Here is a 19,496-nt window from a genome sequence, read left to right as displayed (position 1 = left end):
CCTGTTCTGGTTCATATTCGAGGCCTAGGTCAGGTGAAAGCTCAATTAGAGATCCCCAGCATCGCGGGTGAGAATGCCGGCGGTCTCGTTAACCGAGCGCAGAGAACGAGCGGAAGCCTTGACGGGATAGACGTCGAAACGGTCGACGAGGAGCTCGCGCGGCATGCCGATGCGGTCGAGATGCCGGGCCAGCGCAATGGCCTCCGCGCGGGCATCGGAACCTTCAAGGCCCAGACCAATGCGGTGGCCCGCGTTGAGGTGCTCGCCCAAGCCGTCCAGGTGGCGCGGGGTCTCCAGACCACGGAAATCCGTGAGGAAGGTCGTGGCTGCAGGCGCCACTGACCACAGCGGCGGGGTGTACAGGTAGTCGGCCTCGAAGACGAGAAGCTGCTCAAGAGCTACCTCGTCTGGGACCGGCGGAATGGTATCGAAGTCGGTGGTGCCGGGGATTCGGCCGGCGATAACGTCTGCGAGGAGTGGTTCGTCGAGTTGGACGACGACCTCCCCGTGGAAACGGCGCGCAACATCCGCGGCGTGAGCGCGGAGGCCATAGAGAAGTGACTCCGCGAGTTCGCTAAAGGCGCCGCGGTCGGTGAGGACACGGTGGCCGTCGGAAAGCTCAATGCTCGCCGCAAGCGACCAGGGACCGAGCGCTTGCACCTTAATACGGGGCACGGTTTCGCCCCAGACTTCCTGGACCTCGTCGATATCGCGCTCCAAGCGGTCCCACGTACGCCGGGTCAGCAGCTGCGGGCGCGCCGTCATGCGCCACGAGCGCGGGCCGCGGTCGATGGAGATCGCTTCTAGCATGCTGGCCGTGCGGCCCACCGCATCGGAGCCCAGCCCACGCGCGGGCAGCTGCGGGATGGCGGGAAGCTCGGTCTCCCCCATGATGATGTCCGCTGCTTCCGCCATGGAGGTACCGGGCATGGGGCCAAGGGCGAATCCCGTCATCTGTTCTCCTTCCCGAATGTTTTTCTTTTAATACCGAATCAAAGACTACTGCGACATCTATAATGCAATTCACAAACCACTAAGTCGCAGATAGTAAAGGATACTCCCGTGGCACTTGAACAGTTTTCTGGCTGGACCTTCTATTCTCCTTGCGAGATTCCGAGCGACATTCCGTCAATTCTCGCAGCCAACGAAAAGCCAATCTGCGCATTTAAAACTGTCCGAGACGCAGCGGTCTTCACTAGCCACCGATTGATTATCCGAGATTCTCAAGGTCTCACTGGAAAGAAAGTCGAAATCTATTCTCTCCCTTACTCCTCCATTAACATGTGGTCGACGGAGAATGCCGGAAAGCTCCTAGACGTAAATGCTGAACTGGAGCTGTGGACACGGGCTGGCCACTTCAAAATCAACATCGGGCCCAAAGTCGATATTCGGGCACTCGACCGACTCATCGCTGACTGCGTGCTTCGCTAAAGCTACTCGGTCCCGCAGATGGTGCCGGAGCCCAGGACAATATCACCCAGCTCATCCGGGCTCGGCAGATAGAGCACAGCCGCCTGGCCACGAGCCACACCGGAAAGAGGCTCCTTCAGTTCCAGCGTCATGCGGTCGGCCTCGCGGTCCACGTGAGCGCGGCAGGGAACGACAGAGCCGTGGGCGCGCACCTGCACCTCGCAGTCGAAGTCACCTTCCATAGCCGGGTGCAGGTACTTCAGGCGGTCAGCCTCGATGCGGGTTACGGCCAAGTCGGCACGCGATCCCACGGTGACGGTACCGGTGGCCGCGTCGATGTCGGTGACGTAGCGCGGGGAGCCGTCGGCAGTCGGCGTCTTGATGTCGAGGCCCTTGCGCTGGCCGATGGTGTAGTTCCACGCGCCGTCGTGTTCCTTGAGCTCATTGCCCTCAGTGTCCACGATCATGCCCGGGCGCAGGCCGATGGAACGGCCCAGAAAGGCCTGCGTATTGCCATCCGGAATGAAACAGATGTCATAGGAATCTGGCTTGGCCGCCGTGGAGAAGCCATGGCGCTTGGCTTCCTCGCGGATCTGCGGCTTCGGGGTATCGCCAATCGGGAAGAAGCAGTGATCCAGCTCTTCCTTGGTGATAACTCCCAGCACATAGGACTGGTCCTTGTTCTCGTCCAAGGAGCGGCGCATGTAGCCATCATCGTCGATTGTGGCGTAATGGCCCGTGGCCACCGCATCGAAGCCCAGCGCCATCCCCTTGCGCAGTAGCGCCGCGAACTTGATCTTCTCATTGCAGCGCAGGCAGGGATTCGGGGTCTCGCCGCGGGCATAGGAGTCGACGAAATCGCCGATGACGGCTTCCTTGAACTCCTCAGAGAAGTCCCACACGTAGAAAGGAATGCCGAGCTTGTCGCAGATGCGACGGGCATCGGCGGAATCCTCCAAGGAGCAGCAGCCGCGTGCCTTCTCACGAGTCTGCTGCGCATCCTTGTGCAGGGCCAGGTGCACGCCAATGACGTCGTGGCCCGCCTCCACCGCACGCGCGGCTGCGACCGAGGAATCGACGCCGCCGGACATGGCTACCAATACTCGCATGCTCTCCCCTTCTCGTTTCGTTATCGCCCACCAAGGCTAGTCGCGGTGCACCTCATACCCCAACACACGAACCACGCAGCCTATTCCCTAAGCTAAGAGGCACTATGGGCAGAAAGCGCAACACCACCAATTCCATCGCGGGCACCTACGAGATTTCCACCGGCGAGCTCGTCGTCGAGCCGGATCCTTTCCGCGACGGTGCCTTCATCCTCAACGTCAATGGTGTGCCATCCTCACACCTCATCCCTGAGGAACCTCGCACCCTCGAGTTTGAGTACATGCGCTGGATTGCCGCTGCGGTAGAGAACCTCGCCCCTGGCAAACGTCTGCTCCACCTGGGCGGCGGTGGCTGTTCTCTTCCCCGCTACTTCGCTGACCTCTGGCCGGATTCCCACAACACCGTCGTCGAGCTCGACGCCAAATTGGCCGAGCTCATCCGGGAACTGGCCGATATTCCTTCCGCTCCTCGCGTGAAAATCCGCGCCGGCGAGGCACGTTCCGTCACCGAGGGCTTTCCGCCGAACCGCTTTGACGTCATCATCCGCGACGTCTTCGCCGGCGCCGTCACGCCCGAGCCTCTCACCACCGAAGAGTTCTTCCAGCACGCCCACGCCACCCTATCCCCCGGCGGTCTTTACGTTGCCAACTGCGGTGACCATTCCGATCTCCAGGGCGCGAAGGCGGAACTAGCTGGAATGGCAGAAGTCTTTGCCCACGTCGCCGTTATCGCCGACCCTCCCATGCTTAAGGGTCGGCGCTACGGCAACATTATCCTCATCGGCTCAGACACCGAGCTGCCCCACGACGGCTCCCCCGAAGCCGCCGCCCTGGCCAAGGCGCTACTCTCCGGTGCGGTGCCCGCACACTTCCGCGACGAGTCCTGGACCCGCCGCTTCTTTGACGGCGCGAGCCCCCGCCACGACGCCCCGGCAACCGCCGACGATTAGCGCAGGCTCTTGAGCAGGTCCGCCACCTGCTTGGAATCAAATGCCGGGATCTCCACACCCGCGGCGTGACCAGCACTGCGTGCCGCACGGCTGGCATTCTCCACGTCCTGCTCGCTGACATTGTTGGCATCAAAGTCCTGCAGGTGCTGCGCGTTATCCAGGAAGATGGCTAGGTCGCCGACGGTGGCGTCGTTATTTGCCAGGCTCTTGAGGTCATCAACGCTAATGGCGCCGGTATTGAGCAGCTTCTCTGCCTGCGTCACAAGCCCGGTCGGATCCACGTCCAGACCCGCATCCTTCGCGGCATCGGCCACGGCGGGAACGGCCGCCGCACCTGCTGCCAGTGCCAGGATTCCAGCAATCAGCACGCCGGCGTCATCACCCAAGTCAACGCCCGGAATGACCAGGTCATCCAAGATGCCACCGAAGTCGATGTAATTGCCAGCAGAGAAGGAGTGCAGCTGCGCCTCAGTGCCGTTGAAGAGGTTCAGGTCAACGTCTGTCTCAATGCCGGCTACGCGGCCGCTGCCGGAGCGCTGCCAGAAGGCAAGCTTGTCCCAGCCACCGACCGGGTCCGGTGCGGTGTCCTGGTAAGCCGCCAACCACAGCGGGTACTCGGAGAAGCGCGTGGTGTTCCCCATCTGGCCCATCCAGAAGTACTTGTAGGTGTACAGCATCGGCGTGCGGCCGGTCAGGGACTTGACCTCCGTCATGAAGGTATCAATCCAGTCAGCAAGCTGGTCGGCACTCAGCCCCTCATCAACCTCGATGTCGAGCACCGGTGGCAGGGTCTGCGTCGGCACCAGCGCGATCTGAGAGGCGAAGCTGGCCGCCTGCTGCTTGGCATCACGTGCCGGGCGCGCGTAGTGGTAGGCGCCGACCTTCAGTCCAGCGGCTGCTGCGGCATTGGCATCGCGCACGAAGTGGTTGTTGACAAAGCCGACGCCCTCGGTGGCCTTCACGAAGGCATAGGACTGGCCATCGGACTTCACGGCATCCCAATCGATTCCGCGAAGGGACGCGTGGTTATTTCCGGAGACATCCACACCGGAAGGTGCGTAGGACGGGATGGCAACGGCGGTGGATACGGACAGTGCCACGGCCGCTACTGCGGTAACGGCGGCGGTAACAAGGCGACGTGCATGGCTCATGCGCGCCACACTACCTCCGCTTTAACACTAATCACTGAAGCAACACACGAAACATTGAACTCTTTTGCCACACCACTGACGCAACTCCCCAACAACCGCTCCCAACAGCAGCAACCGCTGCTAAACTGCGCTTCACATCGCCACCACCCCATCAGGTGATCACGACACCGACGAAGGACAGCGCCATGGACCAGCCCACCATCGACCCACACCTTCCCAACGAGCCACAGCAGCCCGCCGACCCCGACGCACCCCAAGAGCCCCAGGAATCGGAACTTCCTCCACGCCGCGACTTCAAAAGGGTCCTTAACGAGAACCTCGCGCTGAGGGGCTCCGCTATCCTTTTGGGCGGGTGGGCGCTGGGGTTACTCTCCTTGATCATTGCAGATAGCGCCGCAACGAGCGGCGATGATGCCGCGTCCTACTTCTTCGGCTTCCTCGGCATATTCACCTTTATCGGGCTGATTTTTGCAACGCTCTTTCTCGCACCATTCTTTGCCTTCATCGCCATCGGGTCACTCGACACTGACGCGCCTAAAGGCAAACGAAAAGCCATCATCGCAATTGTGTTTTCGATAGCGTCGTTGATTCCCGTTGTCGCGTACTTCGGACCGGACTTTTTGTCTTAGGACCCGACTCTCGGTGACAACTCCGCAGCTCTGACTACCACGCTGTGCTTGACGACGCCCCACCCAAGCTTGCGGACTCCGGTCATCCAGGAATCCAGGGCGGGATGCGCTGCCGCCACGAATACCGTGGCTCAGCTTTATGCAACGCTATTCAGAACCCAGCCCATCCACGATTCGCACAGTCTCCATCGCCACGCGCACCACTTTGCCAATCAGGTCCACGATGTAGCGCGGGTTGCCCACCTCGTCGGCCCAGTCATTCGGGTCATTAACAATGCCGGAGGCTTTGTCCTTCTTGACCTGGTAACGGTCAATCAGCCAGGCGACTGCTGAGCGCGAGCCCAACATGTACTCATCCGCCTCGGCCGGAATGCCAGAAATGGTCACGCGTTTGTTGTAGATCAGCTTGGTCACGTCATTGACGTTCTTACCCGTCTCCGGATCCTTGCGCTTGGCCCACTTCATCTTGAGCACGCGCCACGTCTCGCGGTCGGACTCATCGCCCTTGACCTGAATATCCAGCGGCCACGGCTCCACCGACTCGTAGTTGACGTGCAGGTCCATCAACTCCTGGCCCGCAGCAGCGAACTTGTCGAACTCCGCGCGCGAGGATGGCGTCTCAATATGCGGCAACATCTTCTTCAGGTCCGCCGCGTACTTCGTGCGGTAGCCGGGGTCATGCAGCTTGCCGTAGACAAAGTGGAAAATGTCATCACCCGTGATGTCTGAACCCAGCGCATCGCGGTAGAGAGCCTTAATCTCATCCGTGATGTTGTCCACGCGCACGTAGCCGTCAACGACCTCACCAACCGAACCGTAGATGCTGGCCGCGCCCTGCTTGGCGACGCTCCCCTCTCCAAACTGACTTGGCTGCCTCGGATATCGCGTGGAACAGAGACTCCGCGATCAGTTCTTGGCTGCAATACTCCATTAGGCGTTCGTGGGTACCGCGCCGCTGATGTTCCTCCACGAGAGAGCTGGTAAGACGCTCGATATCATCGAATGTGCGTGCCGCCTCAGCGAGTTGGGTCAACTCGCCAGCATCGTCGATATGCCATCCTTCGGTCGCCAGCACCTTGTTGAGCAAGCGGCGCAAATCATTCCAACGCTGACGATCGGTGGTATGCCGTGCCGGGCTCATCGCAGTCGTTATGAACTCACGAGTGAGTTGACCTGCTTGCGCTGCGGACATTCCTTCCGTAAGCGCGCCAAACAGTCCTTCTCGCTTACTCCCGGCAACACGCGGTGGCGCACCAATATCGAGGAGAAGCTCGTCGATTTGGCTTCCGCTTAGGCCCGGCAAATCGGTACTTGCCAGGACATTCGCAATACTGCGGATAGTCGAGCGTTGGGAGAAAGAATCGGACTGCATCACCGCTCCAGCTTCTCATGTGAGCGAGTGGCCTGAGTATTTCAGCAAGACCCGGGTGTCCGGATTCTTGCGCGCTCAGGGGCGTATGCGTGAGAGCCCGACGCGGCCGCACCCGTGGCTTGCTGGAATTCACGTCAATCCTGGCTCTTAGAAGGAGCCAGACATGGCTACGAGAGATCTTCAGGTATTCACCAACGATGCCTTTGGAACGATCCGAACTGTCGAGCATGAGGACAAGGTGTATTTCTGTGGCCGCGATGTGGCCACCGCCTTGGGGTACAAAGATCCAGTTAACGCCATCAAGCAGCATGGACGTGGGGTGGCGTTTCACCACCCCATCACGGATGCGCTCGGTCGCACTCAAGAAGCCCGGTTCATCACCGAAGGTGACCTGTACCGGCTCATCTTCTCCTCCAAGCTCCCCGCAGCCCAGGACTTCGAAGCCTGGGTTGTCAACGAGGTCCTCCCCACGATCCGCCGCCATGGCGTCTACGCCATCGACGAACTCTTAGACAACGACGAGTTCCTCGAGCACGCCATCATCCAACTGCGCTCCGAGCGGGCCAAGCGGCTGGCAGCCGAGCAGGCCCTGCTTGAGGCCGCCCCGAAGGTCTCCTACTACGACGTGGTGCTCCAGTCGGATTCGCTGCTGAGCTTCACAGAAATCGCCAAAGACTACGGCCTGTCAGCCAAGAAGCTGAACACGCTGCTGCACGAGGCTGGGGTGCAGTTCAAGCAGTCCGGCCGCTGGTTCCTCTACGCCCGCTTCGCCGAGCAGGGCTACACGCAGTCCAAGACCCACGAGTACGACGAGGGCAAGACCCGCACGCATATGTACTGGACCCAGAAGGGTCGGCTCTTCGTCTATGACCTGCTGAAGAACCAGTTCGACCTGCTGCCGGTCATCGAGCAGGACGGCGGTGCGGCATGACGACGACTGCTCTCACCGCCGACCTGGGTTTCTCGCCCCACAACACGGAGGGCTACCCAGACCCCACCTCATACAAGGCGCTGAAGAATCTCCAACGCGCCGAGTACGGCTACCGGCCCTTGGTCTACATCTGCTCCCCGTACTCCGGTGACATCGAGAACAACGTGGAGCTGGCTCGCGCGTTGTGTGCTCACGCGGTGTCACGGCACAAGATCCCGCTCGCGCCGCACCTGTTGTTTCCGCAATTCATGGACGACACCGACGCGAGCGAGCGCGAGTTGGCGATGTTTTTCAACCGAATTCTTCTGAGCAAGTGCGAGGCGATCTGGGTCTACACGGCCCGTGTCTCGACCGGGATGCGCTCCGAGATCGAATGGGCCCACCACCTCGAACTGCCGATCACCTATCTCGACGCCGACTTTCAGGAGGTCACCCTATGAAGGCGATGACGATGTTCACCGCGCAGGTGGCAGGCCAGCAAAACAACGCACACTACCCGAACCCGCACACCGTGACCACGGCAGCCGACCTGGAGGCGGTCGCCAGGTTGGATCATGTGGTTGCCGAGTACGTGGGTGGCAGGCGGTCGGCTGGCAGTTTCGTGACCTCGAACTGCCTGGTCATGGACGTCGACAACTCCCACACCGAGGAGCAGGCCGAATGGGTCACCCCGGAATCGCTGATTAAGAGGCTGGAGGGTGTGGCGTTGATGACCGCCACCTCCCGCAACCACCAGCGGGCGAAAGGAGCCCAGTCGGCAAGACCCCGCTTCCACGTCTACTTCCCGATAGACCCCGTAACTGATGCTGAGGCCTACGCGGGGCTCAAGAAGCAGCTCGCCGCCCGGTTCGAGTTCTTCGACCCTAACGCGATCGACGCTGGCCGTTTCATCTACGGCCACACTAATCCGAGTATCACCGTGGTCGAGGGTGAGCGCACCATCGACACCTGGCTTGCCGACACGGTCGATGAGGACAAGTTCGCCCAGTGGGATGAGGGCACCAAGGCGATCGAGGAGGGTTCGCGTAATGCGACCTTGTCGAGGTTTGCTGGCAGGCTGCTGATTCGCCTCGGCACGACCGATGAGGCACGCGACTTGTTTGACCGCAAGGCTGCTCGCTGCAACCCGCCGCTGCCCGAGGCGGAGGTGGAGTCGATCTGGCGGTCGGCCACCCGGTTCGCCAAGACGGTCGAGAACCAGCCCGGGTATGTGCCACCAGAGGATTTTGAGGCGAGCCTGGATTCGGTACGCCCCGCCGATTACAGCGACGTCGGCCAAGCCCACGCCCTATCCAAGGCGTACCCGGACTCGCTGCGCTACTCGGAGGCCACCGACTGGCTCGTCTATTACGACGGTGTCTGGTACGAATCCGCTCCCGCTGCCCAAGCCGTCGCCCAGGAGCTCACCGAACGCCAACTGGCCGAGGCCCACGAGCTGCTCGAAGACGCCAAAGACCAGCTCGCCGCCACGGGGGCTGCCATGTTGTTGGCGTCGATATCGAAGGCGAAAGCCCAGGCCATGTTTAACGCCGCCCAACAGGAGGCGTTCGCCGCGTTCGAGGACGCGAAAACCTATGCGGCCTACGCGCTCAAACGCCGAGAATCACGCGGGATCACCAACTGCCTGAAAGAAGCCCGCCCCATGCTGCTGACCACCCCTGAGCAGCTCGATGCCGACCCGTATCTGCTCAACACCCCATCAGGCACCTACGATCTGCGCCACGGGACCATGTCGCGCCACGACCATGATCCGGCGGATCTGGTGACCAAGCAGACCAGCCTCGACCCGGGCACCGACGGCGCGCACCTGTGGCAGGAAGCCCTCGAGGTGTTCTTCCAAGGCGATGCCGAGCTCATCGCCTACGTGCAGCGCATCGTCGGCCTTGCTGCGATCGGGCAAGTCTTCGTCGAAGCCCTCGTCATCGCTTACGGAGATGGTCGCAACGGCAAATCGACGTTCTGGAACACCATCGCCAGAGTCTTAGGCACGTATGCAGGCAACATGAGTGCTGATGTGCTCACGATCGGTGGGATGCGCAACGTCAAACCGGAGCTGGCTGAGGCCAAAGGCAAACGCCTCATCATCTCTGCCGAATCCGAAGAGGGCGTGCGCATGTCCACCTCGGTGGTCAAGCAGCTGGCTTCCACCGATCAGATCTACGCGGAGAAGAAGTACAAGGCACCGTTTGCCTTCACCCCGTCGCACACCTTGATTCTCTACACGAACCATCTGCCCAGGGTGGGTGCGATGGATGCGGGCATCTGGCGCAGGCTCATCGTCATTCCCTTCGAGGCGAAGATCGAAGGCACATCCGACATCAAGAACTATGCCGACTACCTCTACACGCAGGCAGGCGGGGCGATCCTGGCCTGGATTATGGAGGGCGCGCGCCTCATCCACGCCGAGGACTACCACCTCAAGGCTCCTGCCCGAGTGGTGGAGGCATCGGCGGCGTATCGGGAAGAGAACAACTGGTTCGCTCAGTTCCTTGACGCCAACTGCGACCTTGACCCGGGGCTGTCGGAACGGGCCGGGGATTTGTATCAGGCCTATCGGGCGTGGGCGATGTCGACCTCCGGGTGGGCGCGTCCCATGGTCGATTTCAACGCCACCGTCGAACACCACGGCTTCACACGTAAAAGGACGATGCACGGCATGTTCGTCCACGGTTTGGCCTTGAAGAACGAGTTCGACAACTAATTCAGACGGGCCTTATGACGACCTATGACGACCCATATGTGAGTTTGCTATAGGGCAGAAAATATAGCCCTTAGGAAAAGTCCATATCGCATCGTCATAGGTCGTCATGGGCCTCTCACACGAGAGGACATGAACCATGAACGAGCAAGCAATCGAACAACACTTGAAAAAAGCCGTTGAGGCGATCGGTGGCCTGTGCTGGAAATTCACCAGCCCCGGCACCGCAGGGGTCCCAGACCGCATCTGCATCCATCGCGGACGCGTCATCTTCGTCGAACTCAAAGCCCCCGGACGCCTCCCACGCCCCTTCCAACGCCGCCGCATCCAGCAGCTCAAAGAGCACGGCGTTGATGCGGTCGTCGTCGACAACATTGACGCGATCCAGGAGGTGGCTGATGCGCTACGAGCCGCATGACTACCAACAACAGGCCACCGCCTTCGTTGAAGACCACCCGCAGGCCGCGATCCTGCTCGGGATGGGGCTAGGCAAGACGGTGATCACCTTGACGGCAATCTGGAACCTGCTGCTGGACTCCTTCCACGCCCGCCGCGTCCTCATCGTCGCACCCCTGCGAGTCGCCCGCGATACCTGGCCCGCCGAGGCCACCAAATGGGACCACCTGGCAGGACTCACCATTGCCGTGGCCGTGGGGTCGAAAGCCCAGCGGGTGGACGCGCTTGCCGCCGAGGCGATGGTGACCGTCATCAACCGCGAAAACGTGCCCTGGCTGGTGCGCCACCTCGGCAAAGCCTGGCCGTTCGACATGGTCGTCATCGACGAGCTGAGCTCGTTTAAGAACCACCGGGCGCAACGGTTCAAAGCACTCGCCGCCGTGCGGCCACGTCTCACCCGGATCGTGGGACTGACCGGCACGCCAGCAGCCAACGGGCTGATGGACCTGTGGGCGCAGTTCCGTCTCCTTGATGAGGGCCAGCGCCTCGGCAGGTTCATCACCCACTACCGCAACCGCTGGTTCGTACCCGATCGGCGAAACGGCCAGCAGATCTTCACCTACAAGCCCACACCCGGTGCCGAGGACGAGATCTACGAGGCGATCAGCGACATCACCTTGTCGATGCGCACCACCGACTACCTGCGCCTGCCCGAGCTGACGGTCACCACGACGCTCGTCGACCTCGAACCGAAGGAGCTCAAAGCCTACGAGCGGTTGCGAGATGAGATGGTGCTCGACCTCGACGGGCAGGTCATCGATGCCGCGAACGCCGCAGCACTGTCAGGCAAGCTGCTGCAGCTGGCCTCCGGTGCGATCTACGACGAGGACGGCAACACCGTGGTGGTGCACGACCGCAAGCTCGACGCGCTCGAAGACCTCGTGGAGGCGGCCAACGGCCAGCCGCTGCTCGTGGCCTACTGGTTCAAACACGACCGTGAGCGCATCACCGAACGCTTCCCTGGGGCCCGCGAGCTGAAAACCAGTACCGACATCAAAGCGTGGAACGCCCGCGAGATTCCGCTGGCGCTCATCCACCCGGCCTCAGCCGGACACGGGCTCAACCTCCAGCAAGGCGGCAACCTCCTGGTCTGGTTCTCCCTGACCTGGTCCTTGGAGCTCTACCAACAGACCAACGCAAGGCTCTACCGCCAGGGACAAGACCAGCCGGTGACGATCACCCACCTGGCCGCAGACCACACCCTCGATGAGGCGGTACTGGCCGCGCTGGACAACAAAGACATGACACAGGCTGCGTTGATCAATGCGGTCGCCGACACTCTGGGAAAGCAGGCACACTCATGAACGACCACCCCATCTGGGACTACTTCGACTACCGCAAAGCCGCCATCGGCGTCCTCCAGGACTACGCAACCCAAGCTGTCATTCTCCAGCAAGGCGACGGGTACGCCAACGAGCTCAAAGCCTCACTGACCTCAATCGGCTCACCCCGATTCGACGGCCTGCCACGGGGCAACAACCGGCACGCCGGTGAAGCGAGAGTCTGCTCGATCCTCGACAACCTCGACGCGCTCAAAGCCCGCAACCAAAAAGCGCAGGCCTACATGGATTGGTTCAACCCGGCCTGGGAAAGCCTCAGCGACGATGACCGGCTGGTCCTCGAGGTCTTCTTCCTCGACGACCTCTCCGCCGAGGACGCCGCCGTCAAAGTCGCTGAACACTTCTACGTCGAACGCAAGACTGCCTTCGCCAAGAAGCAGCGCGCCCTTGCCCGCTTCGCGCGTCTCTTGTTCGGCAGAGACTGAAGCATTGGCGCGCATGAGTGTCGCAAAGAGGGGATGACTTTCAGGGTGTGCCTGTCGCATGCTGTAAGTGGTTGAAAAGTAGGTCCCGACCCCCAGACGAATCATCACGGTTCGTCTGGGGGTCGTTGCCATGAACGACAAGGGTGGTGAGACGGATGCCTTTCAAACCCAAGCGCCCGTGCTCCCAGCCCGGCTGCCCCGAGCTGACCGAGACGCGGTTCTGCCCCGAGCACGCCCGCGCCGAGGACACCCGCTACCGGACCTACCAGCGCGACCCGAAGATCAACCGACGCTACGACCACCGGTGGCGAAAGATCCGCGCGGCCTACGTCGAAGCCCACCCGTTGTGCGAGGACTGCCTGGCCCGTGGCCGGTACACGCCCGTGGCTGAGGTCCACCACGTGATCCCGCTCGACCACGGCGGCACCCACGACGAGTCGAACCTGCGCAGTCTGTGCAAGCCGTGCCACTCGCGCCAGTCCGCGCTCGATGGCGACCGGTGGCGGCAAGCCCCTCGGGTCTACAGCTACTAAAAAGGGCTGTGTGCCCGCCTGTCGCGGCCTCCCTGCCGACCCTCACCTGTGCCAACCTCGACCCCGTTCGCCCGGCACGAGGCGACGTGGCGCGCTTGCCGAGGGGGTGGGGGCGAGCGGATCTCCACAGCTGGGCTGCTCCTCAGCGGGCGGGGCCAACCGTACACAAAAAGACCGAATCAAACAGGGTATTAACCCCCAAGCCCTCCATCACCGGGCTAACCGCCTGGAAGGAGGCGAGATTTCATGGCGAAAGACGGAACACTGCGCGGCGGACGCAGAGCAGGCTCAGGTGCGAAGCCCACACCTGCGTTTGAGAAGATCACCGAAGGCAAAGACGCACGCGGCCTCCACATCGCGTCGCTCGACCCACCAGATCTGGAAGCGGGCGGGGATCTTGAAGGTAGCGTAATGCCAGAACCTTCGGCTTATTTGGCGGCTGTGCAGCGTGATGGTAACCCTTTGGGTGCTGACGTAATCTACCGCGATACCTGGAACTGGCTCAAGGAGCGCGGCTGCGAAAAACTCGTAGCTCCACGGTTGATTGAGGCTTATGCGCAGAATTTTGCTCGGTTCATTCAATGCGAAGAAGCAATCTCCGATTTTGGCCTGTTGGGTAAGCATCCGACCACGGGGGCGGCTATCGCGTCCCCATTCGTGGCCATGTCTCAGTCGTTTAGCAAGCAGGCGAATACGCTCTGGTACGAGATTTTCGATGTGGTCAAAGACAACTCGCTGGTGGACTACTCGGGGCCGACTCCTGCGGATAACGTGATGGAACGGCTACTTCAGGCACGCTCATAGTTATTGGCGTAGTGCGGGTGCGGTGTGGGCGTAGATGACGACCACTGCAATCAAGGCGATACAGACGGCGAAGGGTGCCAGCGGGTTCCACCCGTAAAGGGCGGTCGAAGCCAGCGGGGCAATCGCGTACGCCAACCCATTATTAGCGTTAATGATGCCAGCCACTGCGCCTTGCTCATCTGCACTCATCTTCAAGGTTGGGCCAGTGTTGTACCCGGGCATCGCCAGTCCCATACCTACCCCCAGCACGATACACCCGACAACCAGTAAAGCGTGCGAGGAGGTAGGCCAAATGAGCACAGTTGCAACTAGTGTAATGGTCAGACCAGTACGTAAAAGCTTCGCTGCTCCCCACCCTGTCTTTGGAGCAATCACCGCTTGGGCAATGATCATGGTCACGCCCATGATGGTCAGGTAAATCGCGGAAATACCTGCGGTCGCAGTTGCCGACAGGGCGAAGCGGTCTTGGACAGTGAATCCAAAAATCGTAGCAACAGAAGAAAACACAAGAAACATCACCAGACCAGTTGCTAGCCAGGGAGCTACACGCGGATCAGTGAAGCGAATCCGTTGAGGCTTTGCAAAAAGTTGCCCTTGGCTTTGAGGTGCGAAACTCACCAAGAGAACAACCAGACCAATCACCATCACAACGGGCATGACCACCAAGGGCAAGAGCAGGCCACCAGCAGCGGCTAACACACCTCCAGTAACACCTCCAACAATGGAGGCCATCCCTTGAGCCGCTCCAATCATGCCCAGTGCTTTTACCCGCCCGTTCTCGCTGGCAGCATGCGTGACCAGGTGGGCTTGCGCGGTCGGGGCGATCGCTGAAATCCCTCCGCCATAGAGCAAACCACGAGTGATCACAACACCAAAAACTAGTCCGAAACCGCCAACTACCTGGTTCATCCCCAGGTAGGAGACAATACCGAAGGCGCTCAAAGCGATGATCGCGATCACAAGCCCGGCAGCGAGTACACGTTTAGCGCCGACACGTTGGGAAGCTCGCCCCCAATAAGCACTCAAGCTCGCTAGTACAATCGCTGCCAAAGAGATAGTGGCGCCAATATGCCATTCCCGCAATCCCATCTGTCGTGACAGTGGCGCGATGATCGGATTGAGAATCATTTGCCCCATAAAGGCGAGAAAAACGATTCCCACTACCAGGTTCGCTTGCGCTCCTGGATCAATAGAACTCTGTGTCGGCTTATTACTACGAGTGTCAGGCATCACTACACTCCATTACTAGAACACTGTTTCACTTAGGGATATTGTAGAATGGTGTTCTAGTAAGGGTCAAGGAATAAGTTAAGGGTCACCTTATGAACACTGTGCTAACGGGGCGAAGGGCTGGGCTATCACGCGAGCTGATTGTCAAACAAGCTGTACAGTTAAGCGCGATCAGTGGCGTTGAGGGATGGTCAGTACGGGACATTGCCCGTGAACTGGGCGTGGTTCCCTCAGTGATTTATCATTATTTTCCAAACAAGGAAGCCATTTGTGATGCTGTTGTAGACCGGGTATGTGTCGGGATTGAAGTTCCCGACCCGGACCTTGAATGGAAAGCCTGGTTTCGAGCTATGGCTCACAATCTACGCCCCGCATTGTTAGCATATCCAGGGATTACCGACAGGTTCGCGCGGGGCAAGTTCACTGAACAGTTTTTGCCGATGATCGATGGAGCCTGGGCCAAACTACAAGAAGCTGGGTTTGGTGACAATTCGCCTGTGGCCTACACAATTATCGCGAACTCGATCATCCACACGATCGGAGCGAGAAACCTGCGCGCATCCAATCAAATCCAACCTCGCCACAACCTGCACGAAATGCTTGTCAGGCTTGAGCCTATGATGGCTCAATCTGTTGGACTGACCAGTATTGTCAACTCTTACCTGGAGCCTCTCTCACACCTTGATGAAGAAGAAGCGATGTCCGAGGAATACTACGACCTCGTCATCGATGTGATCCTAGACGGCATCGAACACACCCTGCTGCCTTAACTCTGACCCACTTCTCAATCATCGTCTTAGTGAGCGCCCGCACAGCTGGCGCTCACTTTTTTATTCCCACCCCATATCAATTTATGAAAGCGAGTTGTATATGTCGTTGAAAACCGCTGAAAGCGTGCGCGCCGGGCACCCGGACAAGCTGTGCGACTACATCGCCGACTGCATTTTGGATCGTGCCCTCTACGAAGACCCTGCCGCCAGAGTGGCTGTCGAAGTGATGGCAACCAAAGCACGCATCTATGTCGCTGGCGAGATCACCTGCAAGGCAAAGCTTGAGATTCCGATGCTGGTACGCGCAGCGCTTGAGCATGTGGGTTATGATCCGCGCCGGTTCCGCATCCGCGCCAAAATTCACTGCCAATCGAGCGATATTGCTGGCGGGGTCGATAAATCTTTAGAAGCACGCCACGGTGATACGAGTTCTCACGTAATGGTTGGTGCTGGCGATCAAGGCACCGTCTACGGCTACGCCACAGCCGAGAGCGAAGAACGACTCCCGTTGCCACTGGTTTATGCTCACCGGATCTGCAAGCGTCTCGATCAAGCATTCACAGACGGCAAGATTCCAGAGCTCGGCCCGGACGGGAAAGCCCAGGTCACTGTTGAGTATGACGGCGAAACCCCTAAACGTATCGCCACGATTGTGGTCTCGGTCCAGCACAAGCCAGGCATTAACGTGGAGGATTTCAACCAGCGTCTGATTTCGCTGGTTATCTCGGCGGCGTGTCGCGAGATCGAAATCGACGAACACACCGAAATCCTGATCAACCCTTCAGGGCGTTTCGTCGAGGGTGGCCCTGCCGCAGACACTGGGCTGACTGGCCGAAAGCTCATGGTCGATACCTACGGCGGGCTTGCACCCCATGGTGGCGGGGCGTTCTCGGGTAAAGACCACTCCAAGGTCGACCGCTCTGGTGCATACATGGCCCGGCTGATCGCCAAGTCTGTGGTGGATGCAGGCCTAGCTGAGCAATGCCACGTCACCATCTCCTACGCGATAGGTAAAGCAGACCCTGTCGCGTTCGCCGTAGATACGCCCGGCACTGGCGCTTATGCCGAAGCATTGATTGAGCAGGCTTGCCGCGAGGTATTCCCCTTGCGTCCGGCAGGAATTATCGAAGCATTGAAGCTCGGCACACATACGCGCTTTTCGGATTATTCAGCGTATGGGCATTTCGGTGACCTTACCGCTCAGTGGGAGCGTACCTGGGACTGGGCGACACAGTTGCGTCGGATCGTGAAAGGAGATACGTGGTGAGGGTCGACTTCGTTTGTGAAACCTGTGGAGTTTCAGGGCACCGCAGTTATCAACAGGGGCGAGTTCCTCAGCACTTCTTTCGCTCAGTTCCCTGCCAAAACGAGTGGCAAAAGACTCGATAGAATCTTCAAATGAAAAATCGAGACTCTAAATTTCGGGCGAAAGTCAGTGCTGGTCTTAAGAGAAGGAAAGAACGGCTAGGCGATAACTACCATTCGCCTGAAACAAAAGCACGAATCGGTACAACGACACGTGAGCATTGGGCTAGTTACGACGAGTGCAAAAGATCCAAGCTAATCGCAACGCTTCGTTCGAATGCCCAGAAGAAGCGAACATTCAAGCCCTACGACTACGAGTGGCAGTTATTGAGCAAGCGTCTTCGTGAGGATATGTCATGCGCACGATGCGGATCTCGCGAAAGCCTAACCGTGCACCACATTATTCCTGTTAAACAAGGCGGCACAGCTCAACTGCGCAACCTTGCAGTTTTGTGCCGCTCGTGCCACCCAAAGGTGGAAAAGCAGACATATATTCTTCACTCACTATTACCTGATTACGACGTTCTGCAGCTACTTGCCAGAGAAAGGTTGGGGCTATGCCTCTAGAGATTTCAACTCTTCCGATTAGCGCAATTCTGCCTGCCGACTACAATCCTCGCAAGGATCTCCAGCCTGGTGACGCTGAATACGAGAAGCTTAAGGCGAGCATCGAGAAGTTCGGTTACGTCGAGCTGGTCGTGGTGAACAAGCGCAATGACTACACAGCCATCTCCGGGCATCAACGCCTGAAAGTGCTCGCCGATCTAGGCATTCAAGAGATTGAGTGCGTGGTGGTGGATCTTGATGAGAATCAAGAAAAAGCCCTCAACATCGCCATGAACAAGATCAGTGGCGAATGGGATGAACCCAAGTTGGCCCTGTTGATTGCAGACCTGCAGACCGCCGATTTTGATGTCAACCTCACGGGCTTCGACACCGACGAAATCGAAGCCCTGCTGAGTCTCGGCGCTGAGCGCGAAGTCACCGATGACGGCTTCGACCTCAATGCTGCCTTGGAAGAAGCCGCGTTCGTGCAAGAAGGAGACCTGTGGACACTTGGCGAACACAAGCTCTTGTGTGGGGATGCCACTAAGGCCGAGGACGTGGAGCGGTTAATGGGTGGCAAGCAGGCCACCCTCGAAGCCGACGAAAACCGGCTGATGAACAAGCACTACACCAAAGGCCGCAACGGGCGGAAAATCAATAAGGTCATCATCCACCACAACGCAGGCAACCTCACCATCAAGTCCATCTGGGACGTGTGGCAGACCCGCCAAGCATCCGCCCACTACCAGGTCGACTCAGGCGGCCGGATCGGCCAGCTCGTCTGGGATCGCGACACCGCCTGGCATGCAGGCAACTGGGATGCCAACACCACCTCCATCGGTATCGAGCACGCCGACATCTCCTCCAAGCCCTGGCGTATCTCCGAGGCCTGCCTTGACAACTGTGCCCACCTCGTCGCGGCCATCTGCCACTACTACAAGCTCGGACGACCCGTGTGGGGCAAGAACGTGTTCGGCCACAAGCATTTCTCTGCCACCGAATGCCCGGCCTCGCTGGCAGGAAGCCAGCATGCGGCCTACATGGCACGCGCCCAGTACTGGTACGACCGCATGAGCGGCACCAAGCCCGCCCCGACACCACCGGCAAAGCCCACACCGCCCGCACCCAAGCCCTCTGTCAACATCGACGCTCTGGCTGATGCGGTCATCCGAGGCGAGTACGGCAACGGCGAGGAACGCAAACGCAAGCGCCGACTGGGAAGCAACTACGCCGCCGTGCAGAAACGCGTCAACGAGAAGCTCACCGGAGGAAACCCCAACAAGCCCTCCGTCAACATCGATGCCCTGGCTGATGCGGTGATCCGTGGAGACTATGGCAACGGTGAGGAACGCAAGCGCCGCCTCGGCGGCAACTACGCCGCTGTGCAGAAACGCGTCAACGAGAAGCTCGGCATCAGCTAACCCACGCGAAATCAACCCTTGGCCCCGTCATCACCTTCATCGAGGTGGTGGCGGGGCCTTTTCTGCGTTTGCGGAGCTGGTGTTTACCGCAGGTCGTCGAACGGGTCGATGACGGACTGCACTCCACAGCTCGGGCAGATGAACGCGATCCTGATGCCTTGACCTTCGCCTGCAGCAAACGGGTCAGGGACACAATCTGAGCCGCATTCTGAACAGGTTCGGTACGACTGGTCGTCGAGAAACACCGGGAGTTCAAAGTCGTCGCCAGTCATCTTCACCCGCCCTTGCTCTGTCGCGGTTCACACGTCGATCGGCCCGCATTGTGAATTGAGCAAAGAATAACTGCCTTATCTGAATAGAGGCGCAGATCCCAGCCACGGGTGCGAACGCGGCAGGGAGCATTGTTTCTGTTGTCCGGT

20 protein-coding genes and 2 pseudogenes are annotated in these 19,496 nt (G+C 59.7%); 17 read left to right on the top strand and 5 right to left on the bottom strand.

All coding sequences use genetic code 11. The features are described 5' to 3' along the window. Positions 1 to 45 precede the first annotated feature (45 nt). Positions 46 to 954, bottom strand: a complete 909-nt coding sequence (locus HMPREF2932_RS09440; RefSeq protein WP_070511606.1) for a uroporphyrinogen decarboxylase/cobalamine-independent methonine synthase family protein — start codon at positions 952 to 954, stop codon at positions 46 to 48. Positions 955 to 1,062: 108 nt separating this feature from the next. On the opposite strand from HMPREF2932_RS09440, the gene HMPREF2932_RS09435 reads away from it, so the two are divergent. Then, positions 1,063 to 1,431, top strand: a complete 369-nt coding sequence (locus tag HMPREF2932_RS09435) for a PH domain-containing protein (protein WP_046649328.1) — start codon at positions 1,063 to 1,065, stop codon at positions 1,429 to 1,431. 2 nt (positions 1,432 to 1,433) lie between these two features. Here the strand turns inward: HMPREF2932_RS09435 and mnmA are convergent, their stop codons facing one another. Beyond that, positions 1,434 to 2,519, bottom strand: coding sequence for a tRNA 2-thiouridine(34) synthase MnmA (mnmA, locus tag HMPREF2932_RS09430; RefSeq protein ID WP_070511603.1), 1,086 nt, complete (start codon positions 2,517 to 2,519; stop codon positions 1,434 to 1,436). A gap of 104 nt (positions 2,520 to 2,623) precedes the next feature. Here mnmA and HMPREF2932_RS09425 point away from each other — a divergent pair, with 104 nt between their 5' ends. Then, positions 2,624 to 3,466 carry a spermidine synthase gene (locus tag HMPREF2932_RS09425; RefSeq protein ID WP_071410052.1) on the top strand — a complete coding sequence of 281 codons (843 nt, stop codon included), beginning with the start codon at positions 2,624 to 2,626 and terminating at the stop codon, positions 3,464 to 3,466. Here the strand turns inward: HMPREF2932_RS09425 and HMPREF2932_RS09420 are convergent. After that, positions 3,463 to 4,617 carry a glycoside hydrolase family 25 protein gene (locus tag HMPREF2932_RS09420; RefSeq protein ID WP_049157245.1) on the bottom strand — a complete coding sequence of 385 codons (1,155 nt, stop codon included), beginning with the start codon at positions 4,615 to 4,617 and terminating at the stop codon, positions 3,463 to 3,465. The genes HMPREF2932_RS09425 and HMPREF2932_RS09420 overlap by 4 nt on opposite strands. 185 nt (positions 4,618 to 4,802) lie before the next feature. Between HMPREF2932_RS09420 and HMPREF2932_RS09415 the strand changes: the two genes are divergently transcribed. After that, entirely contained in the window at positions 4,803 to 5,246 is a 444-nt protein-coding gene (locus HMPREF2932_RS09415; protein WP_071410051.1) for a hypothetical protein, read from the top strand. A 147-nt stretch (positions 5,247 to 5,393) separates the two neighbouring features. Here HMPREF2932_RS09415 and HMPREF2932_RS09410 read toward each other — a convergent pair. Next, a pseudogene (locus HMPREF2932_RS09410) lies at positions 5,394 to 6,107 on the bottom strand (type ISP restriction/modification enzyme); the annotation flags it as partial. Positions 6,108 to 6,186: 79 nt separating this feature from the next. Here HMPREF2932_RS09410 and HMPREF2932_RS13745 point away from each other — a divergent pair. The 9 genes from HMPREF2932_RS13745 (at position 6,187) to HMPREF2932_RS09365 (ending at position 13,805) form a co-directional block, all read left to right on the top strand. Next, positions 6,187 to 6,540 (top strand): hypothetical protein, encoded by a 354-nt coding sequence (locus HMPREF2932_RS13745; RefSeq protein WP_210397778.1) that lies wholly within the window; start codon positions 6,187 to 6,189, stop codon positions 6,538 to 6,540. Between the two features lie 241 nt (positions 6,541 to 6,781). Beyond that, positions 6,782 to 7,549 carry a phage antirepressor gene (locus tag HMPREF2932_RS09400; RefSeq protein WP_071410050.1) on the top strand — a complete coding sequence of 256 codons (768 nt, stop codon included), beginning with the start codon at positions 6,782 to 6,784 and terminating at the stop codon, positions 7,547 to 7,549. Further along, entirely contained in the window at positions 7,546 to 7,989 is a 444-nt protein-coding gene (locus HMPREF2932_RS09395) for a DUF7768 domain-containing protein (RefSeq protein ID WP_014320319.1), read from the top strand. Before HMPREF2932_RS09400 ends, HMPREF2932_RS09395 begins: the two co-directional genes overlap by 4 nt. Before the next feature lie 161 nt (positions 7,990 to 8,150). After that, positions 8,151 to 10,250, top strand: coding sequence for a phage/plasmid primase, P4 family (locus tag HMPREF2932_RS09390; protein ID WP_246818656.1), 2,100 nt, complete (start codon positions 8,151 to 8,153; stop codon positions 10,248 to 10,250). A gap of 136 nt (positions 10,251 to 10,386) precedes the next feature. Beyond that, entirely contained in the window at positions 10,387 to 10,665 is a 279-nt protein-coding gene (locus tag HMPREF2932_RS09385; RefSeq protein WP_049157240.1) for a PDDEXK family nuclease, read from the top strand. Beyond that, positions 10,646 to 12,007, top strand: coding sequence for a DEAD/DEAH box helicase (locus HMPREF2932_RS09380; protein WP_049157241.1), 1,362 nt, complete (start codon positions 10,646 to 10,648; stop codon positions 12,005 to 12,007). Before HMPREF2932_RS09385 ends, HMPREF2932_RS09380 begins: the two co-directional genes overlap by 20 nt. Further along, positions 12,004 to 12,468, top strand: a complete 465-nt coding sequence (locus tag HMPREF2932_RS09375; protein WP_042406075.1) for a hypothetical protein — start codon at positions 12,004 to 12,006, stop codon at positions 12,466 to 12,468. Before HMPREF2932_RS09380 ends, HMPREF2932_RS09375 begins: the two co-directional genes overlap by 4 nt. A 155-nt stretch (positions 12,469 to 12,623) precedes the next feature. Next, the gene (locus HMPREF2932_RS09370) at positions 12,624 to 13,001 is read left to right on the top strand and encodes an HNH endonuclease (protein WP_014320314.1); all 378 of its coding nucleotides are present in this window, start codon (positions 12,624 to 12,626) and stop codon (positions 12,999 to 13,001) included. A gap of 246 nt (positions 13,002 to 13,247) precedes the next feature. After that, the gene (locus HMPREF2932_RS09365) at positions 13,248 to 13,805 is read left to right on the top strand and encodes a P27 family phage terminase small subunit (protein WP_071410048.1); all 558 of its coding nucleotides are present in this window, start codon (positions 13,248 to 13,250) and stop codon (positions 13,803 to 13,805) included. On the opposite strand, the gene HMPREF2932_RS09360 is transcribed toward HMPREF2932_RS09365, so the two are convergent. After that, on the bottom strand, positions 13,806 to 15,035 hold the full coding sequence (locus HMPREF2932_RS09360) for an MFS transporter (protein WP_053089102.1): 1,230 nt from the start codon (positions 15,033 to 15,035) through the stop codon (positions 13,806 to 13,808). Between the two features lie 92 nt (positions 15,036 to 15,127). Here HMPREF2932_RS09360 and HMPREF2932_RS13740 point away from each other — a divergent pair, with 92 nt between their 5' ends. From HMPREF2932_RS13740 to HMPREF2932_RS14040, 5 genes and pseudogenes are all read left to right on the top strand, one after another. Further along, positions 15,128 to 15,805 carry a TetR/AcrR family transcriptional regulator gene (locus tag HMPREF2932_RS13740; protein WP_065422052.1) on the top strand — a complete coding sequence of 226 codons (678 nt, stop codon included), beginning with the start codon at positions 15,128 to 15,130 and terminating at the stop codon, positions 15,803 to 15,805. A 100-nt stretch (positions 15,806 to 15,905) separates the two neighbouring features. Further along, entirely contained in the window at positions 15,906 to 17,072 is a 1,167-nt protein-coding gene (gene metK, locus HMPREF2932_RS09350; RefSeq protein WP_049157413.1) for a methionine adenosyltransferase, read from the top strand. 131 nt (positions 17,073 to 17,203) lie between these two features. After that, positions 17,204 to 17,677: an HNH endonuclease gene (locus tag HMPREF2932_RS13235; protein WP_084739017.1), complete on the top strand. Its 474-nt coding sequence runs from the start codon at positions 17,204 to 17,206 to the stop codon at positions 17,675 to 17,677. Next, positions 17,668 to 17,940 (top strand): annotated as a pseudogene (locus HMPREF2932_RS14045) (ParB N-terminal domain-containing protein); the annotation flags it as partial. The gene HMPREF2932_RS13235 and the pseudogene HMPREF2932_RS14045, both read left to right, overlap by 10 nt. A gap of 285 nt (positions 17,941 to 18,225) precedes the next feature. Beyond that, positions 18,226 to 19,077 (top strand): N-acetylmuramoyl-L-alanine amidase, encoded by an 852-nt coding sequence (locus HMPREF2932_RS14040; protein WP_071410074.1) that lies wholly within the window; start codon positions 18,226 to 18,228, stop codon positions 19,075 to 19,077. The last annotated feature ends 419 nt before the right edge of the window (positions 19,078 to 19,496 follow it).

Source organism: Corynebacterium sp. HMSC074H12, assembly GCF_001813755.1.
Lineage (GTDB): Bacteria > Actinomycetota > Actinomycetes > Mycobacteriales > Mycobacteriaceae > Corynebacterium > Corynebacterium hiratae.
The sequence above is the reverse complement of the archived record's forward strand: the minus strand, read 5'-3'. Positions and strand labels throughout refer to the sequence as shown.